General features: G+C 64.3%; 20 protein-coding genes and 1 pseudogene. 11 read left to right on the plus strand and 10 right to left on the minus strand.

Features of this window, described 5'->3' with window-relative positions:
* The first annotated feature begins 17 nt into the window (after positions 1–17).
* The 3 genes from ACX12L_RS16650 to ACX12L_RS16660 are packed head-to-tail and all read left to right on the plus strand — an operon-like array spanning position 18 to position 3,244.
* Positions 18–1,616 carry a pilus assembly protein TadG-related protein gene (locus ACX12L_RS16650; protein ID WP_459263568.1) on the plus strand — a complete coding sequence of 533 codons (1,599 nt, stop codon included), beginning with the start codon at positions 18–20 and terminating at the stop codon, positions 1,614–1,616.
* Between the two features lie 27 nt (positions 1,617–1,643).
* Complete coding sequence (locus tag ACX12L_RS16655; RefSeq protein WP_459263569.1) at positions 1,644–1,820, plus strand: hypothetical protein; 177 nt, start codon at positions 1,644–1,646, stop codon at positions 1,818–1,820.
* A 32-nt stretch (positions 1,821–1,852) separates the two neighbouring features.
* Complete coding sequence (locus tag ACX12L_RS16660; protein ID WP_459263570.1) at positions 1,853–3,244, plus strand: sigma 54-interacting transcriptional regulator; 1,392 nt, start codon at positions 1,853–1,855, stop codon at positions 3,242–3,244.
* Positions 3,245–3,306: 62 nt separating this feature from the next.
* Here the strand turns inward: ACX12L_RS16660 and ACX12L_RS16665 are convergent, their stop codons facing one another.
* Complete coding sequence (locus tag ACX12L_RS16665; RefSeq protein WP_459263571.1) at positions 3,307–4,782, minus strand: cryptochrome/photolyase family protein; 1,476 nt, start codon at positions 4,780–4,782, stop codon at positions 3,307–3,309.
* Entirely contained in the window at positions 4,782–6,185 is a 1,404-nt protein-coding gene (locus ACX12L_RS16670) for an MFS transporter (RefSeq protein ID WP_459263572.1), read from the minus strand. The genes ACX12L_RS16665 and ACX12L_RS16670 overlap by 1 nt, the downstream gene beginning before the upstream one ends.
* 200 nt (positions 6,186–6,385) lie before the next feature.
* On the opposite strand from ACX12L_RS16670, the gene ACX12L_RS16675 reads away from it, so the two are divergent.
* Complete coding sequence (locus tag ACX12L_RS16675; RefSeq protein WP_459263573.1) at positions 6,386–7,003, plus strand: Lcl C-terminal domain-containing protein; 618 nt, start codon at positions 6,386–6,388, stop codon at positions 7,001–7,003.
* Positions 7,004–7,669: 666 nt separating this feature from the next.
* Here the strand turns inward: ACX12L_RS16675 and ACX12L_RS16680 are convergent.
* From ACX12L_RS16680 to ACX12L_RS16695, 4 genes are all read right to left on the minus strand, one after another.
* Positions 7,670–8,593 (minus strand): glutathione S-transferase family protein, encoded by a 924-nt coding sequence (locus ACX12L_RS16680; protein ID WP_459263574.1) that lies wholly within the window; start codon positions 8,591–8,593, stop codon positions 7,670–7,672.
* Between the two features lie 76 nt (positions 8,594–8,669).
* Positions 8,670–9,686 (minus strand): NADP-dependent oxidoreductase, encoded by a 1,017-nt coding sequence (locus ACX12L_RS16685; RefSeq protein ID WP_459263575.1) that lies wholly within the window; start codon positions 9,684–9,686, stop codon positions 8,670–8,672.
* A gap of 93 nt (positions 9,687–9,779) precedes the next feature.
* Positions 9,780–10,205, minus strand: coding sequence for a PaaI family thioesterase (locus ACX12L_RS16690; RefSeq protein ID WP_459263576.1), 426 nt, complete (start codon positions 10,203–10,205; stop codon positions 9,780–9,782).
* 64 nt (positions 10,206–10,269) lie between these two features.
* Positions 10,270–11,061 (minus strand): SDR family oxidoreductase, encoded by a 792-nt coding sequence (locus tag ACX12L_RS16695; RefSeq protein ID WP_459263577.1) that lies wholly within the window; start codon positions 11,059–11,061, stop codon positions 10,270–10,272.
* A gap of 183 nt (positions 11,062–11,244) precedes the next feature.
* Between ACX12L_RS16695 and ACX12L_RS16700 the strand changes: the two genes are divergently transcribed.
* Positions 11,245–12,507 (plus strand): MFS transporter, encoded by a 1,263-nt coding sequence (locus ACX12L_RS16700; protein ID WP_459263578.1) that lies wholly within the window; start codon positions 11,245–11,247, stop codon positions 12,505–12,507.
* 137 nt (positions 12,508–12,644) lie between these two features.
* On the opposite strand, the gene ACX12L_RS16705 is transcribed toward ACX12L_RS16700, so the two are convergent.
* From ACX12L_RS16705 to ACX12L_RS16720, 4 genes are read right to left on the minus strand one after another with little or no spacing between them, the layout of a single operon-like run.
* Positions 12,645–13,013 carry a type II toxin-antitoxin system RelE/ParE family toxin gene (locus tag ACX12L_RS16705; protein WP_459263579.1) on the minus strand — a complete coding sequence of 123 codons (369 nt, stop codon included), beginning with the start codon at positions 13,011–13,013 and terminating at the stop codon, positions 12,645–12,647.
* Positions 13,000–13,269, minus strand: coding sequence for a ribbon-helix-helix domain-containing protein (locus ACX12L_RS16710; protein ID WP_459263580.1), 270 nt, complete (start codon positions 13,267–13,269; stop codon positions 13,000–13,002). The genes ACX12L_RS16705 and ACX12L_RS16710 overlap by 14 nt, the downstream gene beginning before the upstream one ends.
* Before the next feature lie 18 nt (positions 13,270–13,287).
* Entirely contained in the window at positions 13,288–13,686 is a 399-nt protein-coding gene (locus ACX12L_RS16715) for a hypothetical protein (RefSeq protein ID WP_459263581.1), read from the minus strand.
* A 19-nt stretch (positions 13,687–13,705) separates the two neighbouring features.
* Positions 13,706–13,795: a hypothetical protein gene (locus tag ACX12L_RS16720; RefSeq protein ID WP_459263582.1), complete on the minus strand. Its 90-nt coding sequence runs from the start codon at positions 13,793–13,795 to the stop codon at positions 13,706–13,708.
* A gap of 657 nt (positions 13,796–14,452) precedes the next feature.
* Between ACX12L_RS16720 and ACX12L_RS16725 the strand changes: the two genes are divergently transcribed.
* From ACX12L_RS16725 to ACX12L_RS16750, 6 genes and pseudogenes are all read left to right on the plus strand, one after another.
* On the plus strand, positions 14,453–14,737 hold the full coding sequence (locus ACX12L_RS16725; protein ID WP_004629355.1) for a type II toxin-antitoxin system HigB family toxin: 285 nt from the start codon (positions 14,453–14,455) through the stop codon (positions 14,735–14,737).
* Positions 14,738–14,779: 42 nt separating this feature from the next.
* Positions 14,780–15,994: an ImmA/IrrE family metallo-endopeptidase gene (locus tag ACX12L_RS16730; RefSeq protein ID WP_459263583.1), complete on the plus strand. Its 1,215-nt coding sequence runs from the start codon at positions 14,780–14,782 to the stop codon at positions 15,992–15,994.
* Between the two features lie 528 nt (positions 15,995–16,522).
* Positions 16,523–16,681, plus strand: coding sequence for a hypothetical protein (locus tag ACX12L_RS16735; protein WP_459263584.1), 159 nt, complete (start codon positions 16,523–16,525; stop codon positions 16,679–16,681).
* Between the two features lie 84 nt (positions 16,682–16,765).
* Positions 16,766–17,134 (plus strand): C40 family peptidase, encoded by a 369-nt coding sequence (locus ACX12L_RS16740; RefSeq protein WP_459263585.1) that lies wholly within the window; start codon positions 16,766–16,768, stop codon positions 17,132–17,134.
* A gap of 157 nt (positions 17,135–17,291) precedes the next feature.
* A complete protein-coding gene (locus tag ACX12L_RS16745; protein WP_459263586.1) occupies positions 17,292–17,765 on the plus strand; it encodes a hypothetical protein in 474 nt (157 codons plus the stop codon).
* A 136-nt stretch (positions 17,766–17,901) separates the two neighbouring features.
* A pseudogene (locus ACX12L_RS16750) lies at positions 17,902–19,137 on the plus strand (recombinase family protein); the annotation flags it as partial.
* Positions 19,138–19,258: the final 121 nt, after the last annotated feature.

Consider the following 19,258-nt stretch of genomic DNA (forward strand, 5'->3'; position numbering starts at 1 on the left):
GAAGCGGAGAACCCACCATGCAATACCGCCTTCCCCTGCTGCGCCACCGCACCCAGAAAGGCTCGATCCTGGTCCAGTTCGCCCTGCTGACCCTGGTTCTGCTGACCGTTCTGGGGGTTGTGCAGATAGGCTACATGTACTCCACCAAGCGGGATTTGCAGCGCATTGCCGATCTGGCTGCCCTGGAGTCTGCTGGTGCCTTCAGAAAAGGCGCAACCGACTGCTCCAACGCCAATGCCGCAGGCGTGCAAAGCGTTACCAAGCAATGGCCTTTCGGCGTCACGCACCAAGGCGCATCCCCCGAAGTGAAATGCGGCACCTGGAGCACCAACAATGGATTCCTTTCGGTTAAGGGCACCGGTGGTACATACAACGCAGCCAGCGTTACCCTGACGGGCCAAAGCCTGCAATTGGTTCCGTTCACCGGTGATCGAATAATAAGTGCTACGGCTATCGCCACCAGAAGCGAGCCGATTGCTCAATTTTCCGTGGGAGCCCAGTTGCTCTGTGGCACTTTGCTCGGTGACTTGACAGGAGTTAACCTATGCGCCCTAAATTCAAGTGGCGTCTTGAATGCGAAAACCACTCCAGCAGGTCTTTTGAAGGCGCTTGGCGTCAATCTTGATTTAGGCGCACTTACTCCAGCAGGAGTCACCCAAATACCCAAATTCAGTGTCGCAAGCATCATACAAGCAACATCGGTTTCGTTGATTGGGGAACAAACCGCCAATATATTCACAAACATACTGGGACAAATCAGTACCAGTATAGGTAACGTGCAAATTCCACTGATTGGCACTCCTACATCACCTGGACTTTTCACGTTTGCCTCGCTGGGCGGAGGAAAATTGGGAAACGCTGCCGATGTACAGGTAAGAGCATTTGACGTCATCGGTACTGCCCTGGCTATAGGCTCCAAAGACAGAGGGATGGCATTGGGAGCAAAACTCAGCCTACTCAATCTTGCCAGCTCCGAACTGAGAATCACTTCCCCGCCATCCATTGCCATTGGACCTGCATCCAATCCAGCCATTACCAAAGCATACAACTCGCAGGTTCGCCTCAATCTGACAATCGGTATTCCTGGTTTCCTGAATTTTCCATTATCTGCAGATCTCATCAATGGGGAAGGTGGCCTAGAAAAAATATCCTGCAACCAGAAACCCGAAACCGTTGACATTCGAGTTAACTCCTCGATTGGAAAGATTTGCTTAGGCGATCTCAACCCATCAGGCACCACCTGCAGCCCTGTCCCTCTTTTGCTTGGATTGGCCACAGTCAAATCGGAAGCCAATCTTCTACCAACATCCAGTCAACTATTGGCAAATATGAAGTCAGGTGAATCACGCATGACGAATATCAACAATCTGCAAATAGGAACAACAGTTTCAAGTTTGGTGACAAACCTCGAAGTGAAATTAATCGGCCTAGATCTTTTAGGCGTCGTCACAGGCCTGGTCAGTACGGTCTTGAAGCCCGCGCTTCTCCCTCTATTGAATGGTGTGGGAAGCTTTCTTTCTGGACCTGTTCTGCATGAACTTCTTGGCCTGGATTTAGGACAAACCCAGGTGGACGCTCTAGACATTCAATGCAGCACCACCCAATTGGTCAAATGAATTATCAAAAAATATCATTGCCCGATCATGAACCCCGCCATCATTCTTGAAAAATTGGTGATTCATGGCTGTAAAGACCAGGCCGATATCGCCGAACGGGTGGTACACGGCGTGCTCAACCCAGGCACAGAGGGAGCGCAGCCGACGTGTAATTACTCTGGGCTTATTGCAACCAGGCACAGCTCGTCGATTGATCAGAAATAACCTTTATCCACATTCTTGAAAAAGAGAACATAGTGAATCTTGAGGATTTGGTCATCTATGTCTGGGAGGGCCAGGCCGATATTGCCGAACGGGTGGAGCGCTGCGTGGTCAACCTGGGCACGGAGGTGGTGCGGGCGGACGGCCTGAGCCTGCCTGCCGATGCCGGCATGCTGGGCAATGCGCTTGCCATCGTCAGCAGCACGATACTGGAAGGCGGGAGCTTCACGAGCCAGACGGTGGAAGGCACGTTCGGCATGCCCGTGCTATGGGTCAACGCCAACCAGCGCAAGGTCAATCCGGGCAGCTATGCCATGGAGTATTCGCACGTGCTGCCGTACGACTTCACGGGAGCCGAACTGCGTGCCATGCTGGTCCGCATCATGCGGCGCATGCGCAGCTCCCGGCGCCAGGAGCAGCGCTCGGACGAGATCGTTGCCGTGGCCGACTGCATGCAGCGGCTGCTGCATGACGTGGATACGTTCGCCGACTGCGAGCACAGCGTGCTCATCAGCGGCGAGACGGGTACCGGCAAGGAGCTCATTGCCGCGCGGCTGCACAAGCACAACCGGTACTACGGGCAGGGGCCGTTCGTGGTGGTCAACTGCGGCGCGATTCCCGACGGCCTGTTCGAATCGCTGTTCTTCGGCCACGCCAAGGGCGCATTCACGGGCGCCTTGACGGCGCACAAGGGCTTTCTGGAGCAGGCCAACGGCGGAACGCTGTTCCTCGACGAGATCGCCGATCTGCCGCTCTACCAGCAGGTCAAGTTGCTGCGCGTGCTGGAGGAGCGTTCGGTTACGCGGCTGGGCTCCACCTCGCTGGTGCGCCTGGACTTCCGGCTGGTCACTGCCACCAACAAGCCGCTGCGCGAACTGGTGCGCGAGGGCAAGTTCCGCGCGGACTTGTTCTTCCGCCTGGCCGTGATCGAGTTGCAGGTCCCGAGCCTGGAGGCGCGTGGCGAGGGCGACAAGCTGGCCATTTTCCATAGCATCTTGCGCAAGGTGCTGGGCGAAACCATGCTGGCCGAGTTGGGAGATCCGCCACTCTTCATGCTCAATCTGGTGGCACAGATGTACTTTCCCGGCAATGTGCGCGAACTGCGCAATCTGGCAGAGCGCATTGGCGTGGCCGTAGGCCAGACGCGCAACTGGGCAGCCAATGGGGCCACCGAACGCATTCTCCAGCAAGCGCAAAGCCTGTCGGTCGTCCCCCTGCCTTCGGAGGCCGGCGATGCCGGCCTGGCGGCCAGCCGGCGCAACTGGGACATGGAGGAGCGCAACCGCATCATTGCCGCGTTGAACGCCAATGACTGGAAACGCCAGAACACGGCCCAGCACCTGGGCATCAGCCGCAAGGTGCTGTGGGAGAAGATGCGCAAATACCAGATCAGCGACGGGGAGCCGGAAATCCAGTTGCCCAATTGAGGGGTGCCTGCACGGCTGCCCGCGGCTGGTGGCAGCGCAGCCTCGAACGGCGCACGGCCTCGTCAATCGCCGCCACCGGCCCCCAGGAAGTGAAAGCGCATCAAGGTGCGCTCGCGGGCCCGGGCGTGATCGACGACGGGCAGCGGGTAGTCCACCCCCAAGCGCAGGCCGCAGGCCGCGAGTTCGACCGGCCCCATGGCGGCGGGAAAGTGGATGTGCGCATCCGGCACGCGCGCAAGCTCGGGCAGGTAGCGGCGGATGAAGCGGCCCTGCGGGTCGAATTTTTGCGACTGCGTGACGGGATTGAAGATGCGGAACCATGGCTGCGCGTCGCAGCCGGTCGAGGCGGCCCACTGCCAGCCGCCGTTGTTGGCCGCCAGGTCGTAGTCGTTCAGGTGCGCAGCGAAATGGCGCTCGCCCCGGCGCCAGTCCAGCCCCAAGTCCTTGGTCAGAAAGCTCGCCACCACCATGCGCAGACGGTTGTGCATGTAGCCCGTCTGGTGCAGCTGGCGCATGGCGGCATCGACCAGCGGGTAGCCGGTGCGCGCCTCGCACCAGGCCTGCCAGAGTTCGGGCGCATCGTCCCACTGCACGCGGTCGTACTCGGGCTTGAACGACTGCGTGACCACCTGCGGGTGGTGCCACAGGATCATGAAGTAGAAGTCGCGCCAGGCCAGTTCCGACAGCCAGGTCTGCGCGCCCGCGCAGCCCAGCCGGGCCTGGGCCGCCGCCAGCGCCGCCAGCTGGCGGATGGACACGGTGCCGAAGCGCAGGTGCACCGACAGGTAGGACACGCCCTTGCGCCCGGGGTAGTCGCGTGCCTCGTGGTACGCCGCCATGCGCGGCACGAAGTCCTTCAGCAGTTGCTGCGCGCCGTGCATGCCGGTGGGCAGGGGCAGCTCGTGCAGGTTGGTGCGCGCAAAGCCCAGCTCCTGCAGCGTGGGCAGGCGCCCGCCCGCGGGCGGCGCGGCCAGGTGCCGGGCATGGCGCGCCACCGGGTAGGGCGTGAGCTGGAAGGCATCGAGCCTTTGCAGCCATGCACGCCTGCAGGGCGTGAACACGCTGTAGGGCCGGCCCTGCTGGTTCAGCACCTCGTCGCTGTCGAGCAGCGCCTGATCCTTGTAGTCGCTGAAGGCGATGCCCGCGGCCTGCAGGGCCCGGGCCACTCGCCGGTCGCGCTCGATGGCCTGGGGCTCGTAATCGCGGTTGACCAGCACCTCCTGCACGCCCAGGCTGCGCGCCAGCCGCACGATGCACTCCGGCGCCGGGCCATGGCGCACGATCAGCCCGCTGCCCGGGGCGCCGCTTCGGGCGGCAAGCTCGGCCAGTTCCTCGTGCAGCTCCAGCACGCTGGCGTGGATAAACTCCACGCGCCGGTCGCAGCGCGTGGGCAGCGCGTCCAGGATGTCGGTATCGAAGACGAAAGCGCAGTACACCCGCCCAAAGCGGCGCAGCGCGTGGTACAGAGCGGCATGGTCGTCGCAGCGCAGGTCGCGGCGCAGCCATACCAAGGCAGAAGCTGTGGCCCCCTGCTGCATCAGGCACGCACGCGCAGCGAGCTGCACACCCCGGCCGCGAACGCGCAGCCCGCGGCCAGCAGCAAGGCCAGGGACTCGGCGCTGCCGTCATGCCCCGGCCGCAGCGCGAAGATGGCCGCCAGCACCACCGCGCCCAGCGTCTGGCCCGTCAGACGCGCCGTGCCCAGCATGCCGCTGGCCGCGCCGCTGCGGTGCAGCGGGGCCGAGCTGACGATGGTGTGGTTGTTGGGCGACTGGAACAGCGCGAAGCCCGCGCCGCACAGCGCCATGCGCCAGACCACGTTCCAGTCGGCCGGCTGCGCCGGCATCAGGCCCAGCGACAGCAGGCCGGCCGCGAACACGGCCATGCCTATGCCGCCCAGCAGGCCGTCGGGGTAGCGGCCGATCATGCGTCCCGCCAGCGGCGCCACCAGGGCCGTAGCCAGCGGCCAGGCGGTGATGAGCAGGCCGGCCTCCAGGTGGCTGCGGCCCTGCGCCTCCAGCAGCAGGAACGGCAGGGCCAGGAAGCCCAGCGTTTGCGCGCAGAACGCCCCCACGGACGAACCCATGGACAGCGCGAACACGGGTATGCGCAGCAGGTCCACCGGAAACAGCGGCGCCGCCAGGCGCCACTGGCGCCGCAGGAACACGGCCCCCACGGCCAGGCCGGCGGCCAGCAGCCACCCGCCCGCGACGCCGCCCGCGCCCTGGGCCTGCCCGCGCACGCCCAGCTGCGCGCCGCCCAGGAAGATCAGCGTGAACATGGTGCCGTTGAGAAGCACGTCGATGGCGGAAAAGCGCGGCCCATCGTGCTGCGACGGCGGGTTGACCGGCAGCGCGCGCCGGCCCAGCCACCAGACGCCCAGGCCCAGCGGCAGGTTCATGGCGAACAGCCAGGGCCAGGACGCCACCGACAGGATCGCCGCCGCCACCGACGGCCCGGCCATGGACGCCGTGGCCACCACCAGCGAATTGATGGCCATGCCCTGGCCCAGCCGCGCACGCGGATAGATCAGGCGCACCAGGGCCGCGTTCACGGCCATCACGCCGGCCGCGCCCAGGCCCTGCAGGGCACGCGCGGCGATCAGCGCCGGCATGGATGCGGCCAGCATGGCGCCTACCGACGCCACGGAAAACAGCGCGATGCCCACCAGGTACACGCGCCGGTAGCCCATGCGCTCGCCCAGGGCCGCGAGCGGCAGCAGCACGATCAGCGTGGCGAGCTGATAGGCGTTGACCACCCATATCGACTGCGCCGCATTGGACTGCAGCTGGCGCGCAATGTCGGGCAGCGCCAGGTTGACGAGGCTGGTGTCGAGCACGGCCAGCGTCAGCCCCAGGACGATGACCAGCATGGCCTGGCGGCGCGCGGGCTGCGCCAGGCCGTCGCCGATGACCGGGGCGATGCCCGGGCGGGCGCTCATCGCCGGCCTCCGGGCCGGGGGCAGAGCAGCAAGGTGTGGAGTGACCCTGGCGGCGGGGCCATGCGCGGCAAGACGGACGTGGGCATCCGCCCGATTGTCTCCAGACTCGCCGCATCCTGCCCAGCGGCCGCATAAAGGCCTGCAAGCCCCTTCTGATCGGGCCATTGGCTTCGCGCGAACGCGCCGACAATGGCGCTGCCATGCCTGCATCTGCCATCACCCTCCGTTTTCCTGGCCATGCCGCCCTGGTCCTGTGCACCGCGCTGGCCCTGCCGGCCGCCGCCGCGCCGCGCGGCGACGCCGGTGCAGCCGCGCCCGCACAGGCCGCACAGCCGCCCACGTTGAACGTGTCGCCCGATGGCACGCTGGTCATCGATTCGCGCGCACGCCTGGCTTGGCCGCGCTGCGTGGAGGGGATGCGCTGGACGGGCAGCCATTGCGCCGGCGTGGCCCGGCTGCTGTCCTACGGCGAGGCCCAGGCGCTGGCGCGCCAGCGCTGGAAGGACAGCGGCGTGGCTTGGCGCCTGCCGCGCGTGAACGAGTTGCGCCGCCTGGTGAACCGCAGCGCGCAGCCGCCATCGGTGGACCAGCGGCTGTTCCCGGCCACGCCGCGCGAATGGCACTGGACGGGCACGGCCAGCGTCAACACCGGCTCCGTCAACCCCTACGCCTACGGCAACGTGATGCGCGGCGGCGCGGGCGAGAGCAGCATGACGGTGCAGCAGAGCTGGGCCGTGGACATGGCCAGCGGCCAGGCCCGCGGCGACGTGGGCCGCGGCACGCGGCTGGTGGTGCGGCTGGTGCGGCCGGCGCCGTAAGAGCCATTCCTTTACTTTCGACTGAATTGGGCTCTGGGGCTTTTCCTGCAAGCGCTGACAGCTATCTTTTTTGGTCTGAGCTGCCGGTTTTCATGGCGCTGGCCGGGATGTGCGCCCGGCGACGCAGTAACTTTCTCTTGTCTCGCCAAGAGAAAGTCACCGAAGAGAAGGCGACCCTGCTGTCCGTGTCCCTTCGCTTCGCTGCGGGCAACCTGCGGTGCTCGCGCATGGAGTGTGCCGCATAACTCACTGCGCGCTGCGCGCTCCGTTCGGACAAATGCGGCAAGTCAGACAACGAAGCATGGACGCTGCGACGCCCATGCCCACCCCATGCGCTGCGCTCCTCGGCACGGCCAGAAGGGAACCCGCGACACGGGCCATCGCTGCACTCGGCCTGGGGCACGCAGGCGCTTCGCGCCGCGAAGGCTGGGCCTAGCGTAGCGATGGCCCGTGTGTGGCTGTTCCCCCTGTGGCCGCGCCTGCGGCGGGGCGAAGGGGTCGCAGACTTGGGGGCGTGTTCTTTGCTTCCTTTCTTGCACGAGCAAGAAAGGGAGTCGCCCGCAGGGACGAGTCCCGGCCAGCAACATGAAAACCCATAATCCAAACTAGAAAAGATAGCTACCCACGCTTGCTACACAAGCGTTATAGCCAGATCACACTCCAGATTCAGGCAGGACGCAACGCATAGCCGATGCGCGGAAAATGCACGTGCAAGTCGCCCGCGCGCGGATCGGTGCGCGCCAGCGTGTAGCGCGTGCGGGTGGCGGCGATCAGCCGGCCCTCGGTGGGCTCGGTGCCAAAGCTCTCGGCGGCGATGCTCACGCGGCTGCCCAGGGCGATGCCATGCTCGTCCTGGAAGGCCTCGGGCGGCAGCGGCTGCGGCACGGCGCCCGCGGCCACGGTGATGGCGTCCTGGGCGCTGAGCTTCTCGGCCCGGCCCTGGCCCAGCGCCGCCAGGCGGTCCATCCATTCGAGCACGGCCGGGGTGGCGGACAGGATGTCCGCCATCACCGGCACGCACTGGCGCGTGAACCACAGCGGGTGGTAGGCGGCGAAGTCGGCCACGCAGGGCTCGCTGCCGAACAGGAAGTCATGCTCCTCGACCATGTTGGCGATGCGCCGCAGGTAGGAGCGGTAGGCCGCCGCCGCGTCCTGCGGGTGCGGGTGCGCCATGCCCATGGCGCGCCGGTCGGCGCTGAAGGCCTGGGCCGCGCCCTCGGGGAAGCCGGCGAACAGCGCCTCGGCCGCGCGCGGCTGCAGGTTGTAGGCCATGGCGGCGGCGAACAGCATGGTGTCGGCCCACTGCGCGAACACGCGCGAAACGCCCTTGAGGTGCGGCGGGTACAGCGTGGGCTCGGGCCGCAGGTGCTCCAGCACGTCGCAGATCAGCGCCGTGTCGCAATAGATGTCGGCGCCGATCTGCAGGAACGGCGTGCGCCGGTAGCCGCCCGTCAGCGCCACCACGTCGGGCTTGGGCATGACGCTGGGCACGATGACGGACCGCCACGCCAGCCGCTTGAAGCCGAGCACGCAGCGCGCCTTGTGCGCGAACGGCGATGCGGGGTAGTGGTGCAGGATGAGTTCGGTCACGGTGCGACTCCGGCGGGCGCTGCGTACAGCCAGGCTCGCATCATGCTACCGCGGGCCCGGCCCCGGTGCCGGTGCGTCAAATCAGCTTGACAAGCTGCTTGCCGAAGTTGCGCCCCTGCAGCAGGTCCAGGAAGGCCTGGGGCGCGGCGGCCAGGCCCTGGGCGATGGTCTCGCGCGGGCGCAGCCTGCCGCTGGCCACCAGGCCGCCGAGTTCCGCGAGCGCCTCGGGCCAGACCTCCATGTGCTCGCTGACGATGAAGCCCTCGATCCTCATGCGGTTGATGAGGATGAGTGCCGGGTTCGCGAGTGGCAGCGGCTGGCCATCGTAGCCGGCGATCATGCCGCACAGGGCCACGCGCGCGAACGCGTTGGCGCGCAGCAGCACGGCGTCGAGGATGTATCCGCCCACGTTCTCGAAATGGCCGTCGATGCCGTCGGGGCAGGCCTGCTTGAGGGCCTTGGACATGGAGGCGAGGTCGCCGTGCGCGCGGTGGTCTATGCAGGCGTCGAAGCCCAGCTCCTCGGTCACGTAGCGGCACTTGCCAGGCCCGCCGGCAATGCCCACCACGCGGCAGCCGCGCGCCTTGGCCAGCGCGCCGAAGGCGCTGCCCACGGCGCCGCTGGCGGCGCTCACGACCAGGGTCTGGCCGGGCCTGGGGTCGATGATCCTGACCAGGCCGTACCAGGCGGTCACGCCGGGCATGCCCACGGCGCCCAGGTAGTACGACAGGGGGACATGGCGGGTATCGACCTTACGCAGCATGGCCGGCGCATCGCCATCGACCACGCTCCACTCCTGCCAGCCGCCCATGCCCACCACCTGGTCGCCCACGGCATAGGCCGGGTGGCGGCTCTCGGCCACCTCGCCCACGGTACCGCCGATCATCACCTCGCCCAGCGGCTGGCAGGCGGCGTAGCTCTTGCCCTCGTTCATGCGCCCGCGCATGTATGGGTCCAGGCTCAGGTAGTGGTGGCGCACCAGCACCTGGCCTTCCTGCAGCGCAGGGGTGTCGCTGGTGACCAGACGGAAGTTGTCCGGCGAGGCCTGGCCCCGGGGCCGGTGGTCGAGCAGGATTTGCGTGTTGCGTGGCATGGCGTCTTGCCTCCTCGGATGCCGGGTTGATCACATTTCGATAGCTGCCAACGCTTGCTGCACAAGCGCTACGGGCATATTTGGCTCAAAACATCAATCGGTGGAGATGGAGCCCCCACCCTGCCCCGGCGCCGGCTGTGCCTTGGGCACGTACTTGAAGGTGCCCGTGGACTGGCTGCACAGGCGCCCCTCGGCGTCGTGCACCCAGGCCTCGGCAAAGGCCATGGAGCGCGTGCGCTGGATCAGCCTGCCCCTGGCCACCATGGGGCCGCGCGCCGGGCGCATGAAGCTGGTCTTCATCTCGATGGTGACCACGCCCATGTCCGGCGTGTCGCTGCGCGCGGCCGTGGCCATGGCCACGTCCAGCAGCGTCATGACGGCGCCGCCGTGCATCACGCCGTAGGAGTTGGTGTGCTCGGTGCGGGCCTGGTAGTGCAGCTCTGACTCCCCTCCCTGCATGCGCTGCAGGGTGAACCCCAGCTCTTTGACGAAGGGAATGTCGGCTCCAAAGTCCAGCACGGTCTGCTCCTAGAAAAAACAAAGGGGGCAAGAATAGCCGCCAATGCCCATCCGTGCAGGCTGCTCACCCGCCGAGGATGGCGCTCACGCCCCCATCCACGGCCAGCCACTGGCCCGTGATGTGCTTGCCTGCCTCGCTGGCATAGAGCAGCGTGATGCCCTTCAGGTCCTCATCGTCTCCCAGGCGGCGCAGCGGCGCCTGCGCGGTCATCTTTTCCTCTTTCAAGGTCTCGATGAGCACGGTGGTCATCTTGGTCTTGAAGAAGCCCGGGCAGATGGCGTTCACATTGATGCCGTGCAGGCCCCATTCGCCCGCCAGCGCACGCGTGAAGTTGAGCACCGCGCCCTTGGAGGTGTTGTAGGCGATGGTCTTCATCTCGACGGGGTTGCCCGCCAGGCCCGCGATGGAGGCCACGTTGATGATGCGCCCGCTGCGGCGCGGGATCATGCTGTGCTTGGCGATGGCCTGCGACAGCAGGAAATAGCCGCGCACGTTGAGATTCATCACCTTGTCCCAGGCGGCCAGGGGGTGGTCCTCGGCCGGCGCGCCCCAGGTGGCGCCGGCGTTGTTGACCAGGATGTCCACGTCGCCCATGCGCTGCAGCGTCTCGCTGGCCAGGCGCCGGATGTCGTCCTCGCGCGCGCAGTCGGCGGCGATCCAGCGCGCGTCGATGCCGGCGGCCTGCAGCTCGGCGGCGGCCTGCTCCAGGTCCTCGGCCTTGCGCGAGCTGAGCATGATGCGCGCGCCCGCCTCGCCCAGCGCCTGCGCCATCTGCAGGCCCAGGCCCCGCGAGCCGCCGGTGACGAGGGCGGTCTTGCCCGAAAGGTCGAAAAGCTGCTGTACGGTGCGCGCCATGGATTCGTCTCCGCTGTTGAGAATGCAACCGATTATTGTGACCAACCGGCACTGCAATGCGTGTCGCCAACGCGATGACGCCCGCATCACGCGACCAGCCCCCGCGCCATTCACGATGCCGCGGGTATGACGTTGCGCCGCAAGATCGCGTACAACCTACCGTTTTGCTGATTGCCACCGGACATGACCTCTCCCAACGCCCCCCGCTGGTACTTCGGCTGGAACATCGTGGCCGCAGCCACCGTACTCACGGCCCTCACCGTGGGCCTGCGCCTGCGCCTGGGCCTGGGCCCGCTGTTCCTGCCCATGGCCGAAGACCTGGGCTTCTCGCGCAGCACGCTCTCATCCATCGTGGCCGTGGGCATGCTGTGCTATGGCGCGGCCACGCCGCTGGCGGGCTGGCTGGTGGCGCGCCGGGGCACACGCTTCGTGCTGCTGGCGGGCACGGTCATGCTGGTGGGGTCCACGCTGTGGGCGGTGAACGCCCGCACGCCGCTCCAGCTGCTGCTGAGCTTCGGCATCCTCATGTCGATCGGGGCCGGCTTCACCAGCCCGGTGGCGCTCACGCCCGTGATCAGCCGCTGGTTCAACCGCCGCCGCGGCATGGCGCTGTTTTTCCTGTCCACGGGCTCCATGGCCGGCATCGCGATCATGACGCCCACGCTGGGCCTGGCGCTGCAGCACGCGAGTTGGCAGGCCACGCTGCTGGGCTTCGCCGCGCTGTTCGCGGTCATCACCGTGCCCGCGGCGCTGTTCCTGATACGCGACGAGGCGCCGCCCGATGGCGACGCGCCGCTGCCCGGCGCGCACCATGCCGCCAACCCCGTTGCACCCGTGGGCCAGCACTACACGGTGCTGCAGGCCATGCGCACCAGCACCTTCCTGAAGATCACGCTGGGCATGTTCGCCTGCGGCTTCAGCATGAACCTGCTGGGCACGCACGGCATGCCCATGCTGATGGACCATGGCTTCGACGCCACCACCAGCGCCCTAGGCATAGGCCTCATCGGGCTGGTGGCCATTCCCAGCACTCTGGTGCTGGGCCGCCTGGCCGACCGCCTGCCGCGGCGCAAGCTGCTGGCCGCCATCTACTGCGTGCGCGGCGTGGGTTTCTTTTCGCTGCTGCTCGCGGGCAGCACGCTGGAGCTGTACGGCACCTCGGTGATCGGCGGCATCGCCTGGGCGGGCAGCATTGCGCTGTCGTCGGCCATCCTGGCGGACGTCTACGGGGTGCGCCTGGTGGGCGTGCTCTACGGCTGGGTCTACGTGGGTCACCAGGTGGGGGCCATGATCAGCTCCTGGCTGGGCGGCTGGGGCTACGAGCATTTCGGCACGCACTGGCTCGCCTTCGGCCTGTCGGGCGCGCTGCTGATGGTGGCATCCGGCGTGGCACTGCTGCTTCCGGGGCGGCGTCCGCCATTGCCCGCAGCCCGGGCGACGGCGTAGCGGCTTGGCCAAAGAAAAAGGGCGTCCGCCGGATGTCGGCGAACGCCCTTGGACGTTGATGTCGTGGCGGATGGTTGACGGGTCCAATTCCATCTTTGTCAACGAAATAGCAATGCAGCGGGCGTGGGCGGACGCAATCAGGCTTTGCGCTTCAGCCGCTCGACTTCGACGTGGAAGGCCGGGGTCAGTTCCGCGATCAGGGTTTCGATGTCGCGCACCTGATGTTGAATCGTCAGCACCGCGATGCCTTGCGGCACGAGGTCGCAGATCACGAAGTGCTGCTGCGCCGGAACCATTAGAAACGGAGCCGAGCGGTACTGCCGCAAGCGGCCCTTTTCCGGGTTGGCGGCAGCAACGCCCATTGCCGCGTACAGATCGGAGAGGTACTGGTCGGCAACGACATCGCCCCATTCGCGGCGTGACCGCATGTGTATGCGGCGCAAATCCAGCGCCGCATTCCGAGTCAGCAGGAACGTGGCGGGTGATGGCACGTCATTGCCAGCCATCGGCTTCCTTGCGGTCGAGCACCGCCATGTCGGTCTTGAAGTCGCCGCTGGACGCAAAGACGCGGCCCGCCGCCAAGTCTCGGTAACCAGCGAGGATGGCGTCCTGCACAAACTGACCGTCGCGCCGTTCCATGTCGCGGCGAATCAGGTCGCGCACGTATTCGCTGGGCGTTTCGTAAAGACCCGCCTCGCCGACCATTCGATCCACGAATTCAGCCAAGGGTTGCGACAGGCGGGCGTTGATACGTTCGGACATTTGAACCTCCCGGAGCGATCAGATAAACGAAATTGTCGCACAAGTAGCTGCGCTTGTCGCAACTATTGCCCACATAGGAGACGACCGATTGTACTGACACCTGATTTCGCTCATTTCGCCCCGAGAAATCACGGGTAAGCCGTTATCACGACACAAATTTCGCTGATTTCGCCAAATTCGCGTCGCGTTTCGACACGATGCCCCATCGCGCTCGCCGGGGAACACCAGGGCGCCATGCCCGGTCAACGGGTGCAGGTCGCGCAGCACGGCCACGGCCTGCGTGGACAGGGGCACCAAGTGCGGATCGCCGTTTTCCTTGCCGTCCTTGCCCCGCTTCATGCATGCGGCCGGGATCGTCCACAGCGCCACAACCTTGAAGGTATCGCCGGCTGGGTTGGTAGCCTTGAGCTTTTCCACCTTGCGCGCCTGCACCGGGTTAGACGCCCTGCGCCTTCTGCAGCTTGGCCGCGTCCCGGGCCTTGCGGGCGGCCGTCAGGCCCACGGCCGGGTAGCTGCCCAGGGCCATGCGGCCTTCCTTGCCATCGGTGTAGGTTTTCCAGAACCAGCGCCGGGACCAGACGTGCTCACCTCCAGGTACAGGCCCCCGGCATCGGCGTAACGGGCGCGCTTCTTGTCGGGCGGGCAGGTGGCGCTACGGCAGTGGGCATCGGTCAGCATGGCAAGCCCCCAGGGCGGGGAACAGGGGAGACCGGGGAACAAAACCCCGTTCCCCGGAATTTACCCCGGTTGTTCCCCGGTTTGTTCCCCGGTGACGGCCTGGATGCAGGCGCACCTTACCGCACCTCAGCGCACTGTAGAACGTTGATTTTTCAAAGAAAAAGGGCGTTCGCCGGATGTCGGCGAACGCCCTTGGACGTTGGTGTGGTGGTGGAACACGGAACCGAACCCGCGTCCGCTTTCAGAATCAGATAGTACTGCATGGGTCTTGAGGGCGTGGATTCGACGATTTGGCCCAATTACCCCGCTATCCAGCAACTACGTGATGTCGAGCAGCGCCGTGTCGGGCTCACGAGCTTCCTGCCAACCTCTCGAACATGCCCCTGGTGACTGTCCGCCGGTCGCTGGTTTGCACCGACTTCCCTCGCTTCATCGAGGTCCGCCATTGACATTTCCCTTTTTGGGAAATACAATGCAAGCCTGACCATGAACACATCGTCCCTACATGCGAATTCTGGGTTTGCCCATCCTCGAGGCGTTCAAAAAAGATCATGCAGCCTCGCGTGGGCCACTGGACGCGTGGCAGACGGATGTCGAGCGTGAGAACTGGAAAACGTCGCATGACATCAAGCGCAGATACAGAAGCGCGGATTTCTTGGCCGACAACAGAGTCATCTTTGACATCAAGGGCAACTCATATCGGCTTGTGGTTAAGGTCCGATATCAGAACGGACTGGTGGTGGTGGAGTGGGTCGGGACACATGCCGAGTACGACAAGAAAAAGTTCTAGGCAGACGTGTGTAAGGCAAGCAAACGACAGGTGGAGATGGCGATGAATGTGAAGATCATCAAGAGTGCGGAAGACTACGAAGCAGCGATGGCGCGCTTGTCTGCGCTCATGTCGCTCGACCCCAAGGCCAACTCTAAAGAAGAAAACGAGCTCGAGCTGCTGGCCTTGGTCATCCAGGACTTCGAACGCCAAACCGTTCCCCCGGTCAAGGCCGACCCGATCGAGTCGATTCTTTTCCGCATGGATCAGATGCAGCTCTCCCGCAAGGATCTGATCCCTTACATCGGCTCGATCTCCAAGGTCTCGGAGGTGCTGTCGCGCAAGCGCCCACTGTCCCTGCCCATGATCCGCCGACTCAACCAGGGCTTGGGCATCCCCGCAGACATCCTGATCGAAGACGTCGAAACGGACAGTTCGGTCGTCGATCAGGAGCCGGAGATGGACTTCACACGGTTCCCACTCAAGGAAATGCTGGAGCGAGGCTGCTTCGGGGATTTCGAAGGGAATGCACAGCGTCTCAAAGAATACGCCGAAGATCTGGTCAGGAAATTCATGCAAGACCTGCTGCCCAAGCAAGTCAGTCCGGCTTTTCTGCGCGCTCCGATGCATCAGCGCGGGGATCGCAAAGCAGATGAGATGGCTCTCTTGGCTTGGCGTATGTGCGTCTTGCGGCAAGCGCGAGCCGTCAACGCCGTCAGAGAGTACAAGCACGGAACCATCACACTGGCCTGGATGCGTGAACTGGCCAAGCTGTCCACATTCGATGAGGGGCCAAAACTTGCACGCGAGTACCTTGCGCGCCACGGCATCACGCTAGTCATCGAAAAGCACTTCAAACGCACCTTCCTCGATGGCGCTGCAATGCTCGATAACGATCGACCGATCGTCGCCCTGACGTTGCGACATGACCGATTCGACAACTTCTGGTTTGCCTTGCTCCACGAGTTGGCGCACGTTGCCAAGCATCTGACAGCCGAGGCCCCGGTGTTCATCGACGACTTGGATCGCAGCAATCCCCAAAAGGTCGAAGCGGAAGCCGATGCCATGGCCGGGGAAGCATTGATCCCTGAAAAGAGCTGGCGCACCGCTAAAGTGCGGACAACGCTTCTGTCCGAAGACGCCATTGCTTTCGCCGATGAGATCGGCGTGCATCCGGCCATCGTGGCAGGACGTCTGCGCCACGAAGAGAAGAACTTCCGCCTGCTCTCGCACCTCATCGGCAAGACGGGACAGGTCAGTCAGCTACTGGATCAATGAACAAAAGTCCCAAAAAGGGAATTGATCATTTGCATTGATCCTTTTTCGGGATTATCATAGAATCCACTTGCCAGTACGGAATCGAACTCGCTATCGAGTCAGTGCCCGTGCCGGCAGGCATCACGGTGTTGCCGCAGTTGGGCCAGTGCCCAGCCGCCAACACCAAAGAAAAAGGCCCTGAAGTGCTACCAACACTCCAGAGCCTTTGGTGAGGTGAATAGGGGGCTACCAAACCACCCATGCACATCATGTCTTGAACGGACAGCGGATTTTACCAGTTCGCGGTGTGCTGGCAAGCCCAAACCCCCTCAACTTTCATGAGGAGTTGGCCATGGCCTACCACCGATGGAAGAGCGTCTTCGTGCGCGCATACACCCGGTTCCGGTTCGGACGCCGGGAGGCTGTGTGCCAGCACTGGCGCTCGCATCCGGGTCAGATGCAATTGTTTGCCTGATCCATCCCGGGCGGGAATCAGCAGGACCTGACTCCCGTCTTTCCCTCTTTCCGCGAACTGATAAGGAAAATCCCATGTCCTCCAAGAAACCTACGAACGAACAGACCTCCGCCCGCGTGGCATCGACAGCCGCCAAGTTGTTGAGCAATCCACGCACACCTGCATCCGTCAAATCCGTGGCGGCATCGGCACTGACCCAAAAGGCCAGCTCCAGCAAGTCAAAGAGCAAGTAATCGTTGCTGCCTCCCGATGCCCGCCCTGCGCGGGCATCGGCCGGGGCGCTGCGTCAATGCAGACGACGACATCAGGAGGCTCTCTTGTTCTTCAACATCCATCCGATCAGAATCGTTTCTCGACCCAAGCTGACTGGCCTGGGGGAACACTGGGGCGTTCAACTGCCCGACGGTAACGTCGCGCACCTGACCCCTGACGGCGAACACGTCGTGACCTTCGCGGAGTTCGCACAAGGTCGGCCCATCAAAGAAATCCGACGCGCCGCACCCGAGCAGCGGGCGCAAATCATGCAGCGGCTCACCCTATCGCTGCAGCACCGGGGCCCCTACCGACTGCTGGACCGCAATTGCGAAACCTACGCTACATGGCTGCTGGGTGAAACGCCCCGGAGTCCCCAAGTGCAGGGCGCCATTTTCCTGGGCCTGATCGCGGCATTCCTGCGTTTCGCGTGATCGCGTCCACGCACATGTCCAGGACGCCCCTGCAGCGTGCGCTGAAACTGGCCACCTTCGTGGCCTGGCTGACAGGAGATTTGCCGGATAAGGTGGGCGATCAGAAATAACCAATCTGCTCGCGGGTTTCCATACGAATTTTGTATGGAGCCCACCAATGACGACCAAGCACTGCGCTTGCTGCGGCGTGCACTTCGTGCCCCGCCCTCAAGTTCCCGACCAGGCCTACTGTTCCGCACCCGACTGCCAGCGTGCCCGCAAGCGCCAGTGGCAACGGGCCAAGCTCCAGTCCGATCCCGACTACCGGATCAACCAGCGCGCAGCCCAACAGGCGTGGTCGCAGCGAAATCAGGACTACTGGCGCAACTACCGCGACGATCAGCCCGAGTACGCACAGCGCAACCGTGAGCGCCAGCGTCTGCGGGATGCCAACGAGGCAGATGTCGATCTTGCAAAGATGGACGTGTGCGACCTGCCAACCGGCCTATACCGCATCACCCGACACCCGGCGTTTCCGAGGGGAAACGGCGATTCCTGGGTCGTCGAGATCACGCCGGTCTGCGCGACGTGTCCGTGCAAGATAGACGTGTCAAGAGAGGACTTGATCGACACCTCGGCAGTCCGCCCGTAACGTCGACCCCAAACAGGCTCTCGAATGTTCTGCATGGCAACGATTCCGACCGTATGCGCTTTCGCCATCAGGCGGCAGCGCATGCATTGAATGGAGTGGCGGACCCGAGAGCACCAATCACAGAGTGACCGGGCCTATGCAAGAGATCGAACCTCCTCCACACCCGCCGGGGTCGGGCCCGGTGTTTCGGGCCGCGCAATACGTGCGGATGTCGACCGAGCACCAGCAGTACTCGACGGAGAATCAGGGCGACAAAATCCGCGAGTACGCCACCCGGCGCAACATCGAGATCGTCCGCACCTACGCCGACGAAGGCAAGAGCGGATTGCGCATCGATGGCCGTCAGGCGCTGCAGCAATTGATCAGGGACGTCGAAACGGACAACGCAGACTTCCAGATCATCCTCGTCTATGACGTGAGCCGCTGGGGGCGGTTCCAGGACGCCGACGAGAGCGCCTATTACGAGTACATCTGCCGCCGCGCCGGCATTCAGGTCGCCTACTGCGCCGAACAGTTCGAAAACGACGGGTCGCCCGTGTCCACCATCGTCAAGGGCGTCAAGCGCGCGATGGCCGGTGAATACAGCCGGGAGTTGTCGGCCAAGGTTTTCGCAGGGCAGTGCCGCCTGATCGAACTGGGGTACCGCCAAGGCGGGCCCGCAGGCTATGGCCTGCGACGTGTGCTGATCGACCAGTCCGGATCGGTCAAGAGTGAACTCTCGCGCGGCGAGCACAAGAGTTTGCAAACCGACCGCGTCATCCTGCAGCCTGGGCCGGATGCGGAGGTCGCCGTCGTCAACCGGATCTACCGTTGGTTCGTCGACGACAACCTGACCGAATCGGAGATCGCCGAACGTCTCAACACCCAGGGCATTTGCACCGACCTCGGTCGTGACTGGACGCGCGCTACCGTGCGGGAGGTGTTGTCCAACGAGAAATACATCGGCAACAACGTCTACAACAGGCGCTCCTTCAAGCTCAAGAAGCATCGGGTGGTCAACAGCCCCGAGATGTGGATCAAGAAGGAAGGCGCGTTCGAGGGCATCGTCCCACCTGACCTGTTCTACACCGCACAAGGCATCCTGCGCGCACGGGCACATCGATACACCGACGAAGAGCTGATCGAAAAGCTGCGCAGCCTGTACCAGCGGCACGGTTATCTCTCCGGCCTGATCATCGATGAAACCGAAGGGATGCCCTCGGCAGCGGCTTATGCGCACCGCTTCGGCAGTCTGATCCGCGCGTACCAGACAGTCGGCTTCACCCCGGATCGGGATTACCAGTATCTGGAGGTGAACCAGTTCCTGCGCCGATTGCACCCGGAAATCGTCGGCCAGACCGAACGGATGATCGCCGAGGTCGGCGGTGCTGTTGATTCATCAGCACAACTGAGCCAGTGATCACGTCGAATACTGAGCCACTGGGTTGATGGATGTTCTGGCTACTCGGTTGTGGATAAGTCTATCGGGTCTGCTGCTTTTCGATCTCCTTTCT

The organism is Alicycliphilus sp. T452 (assembly GCF_054512775.1).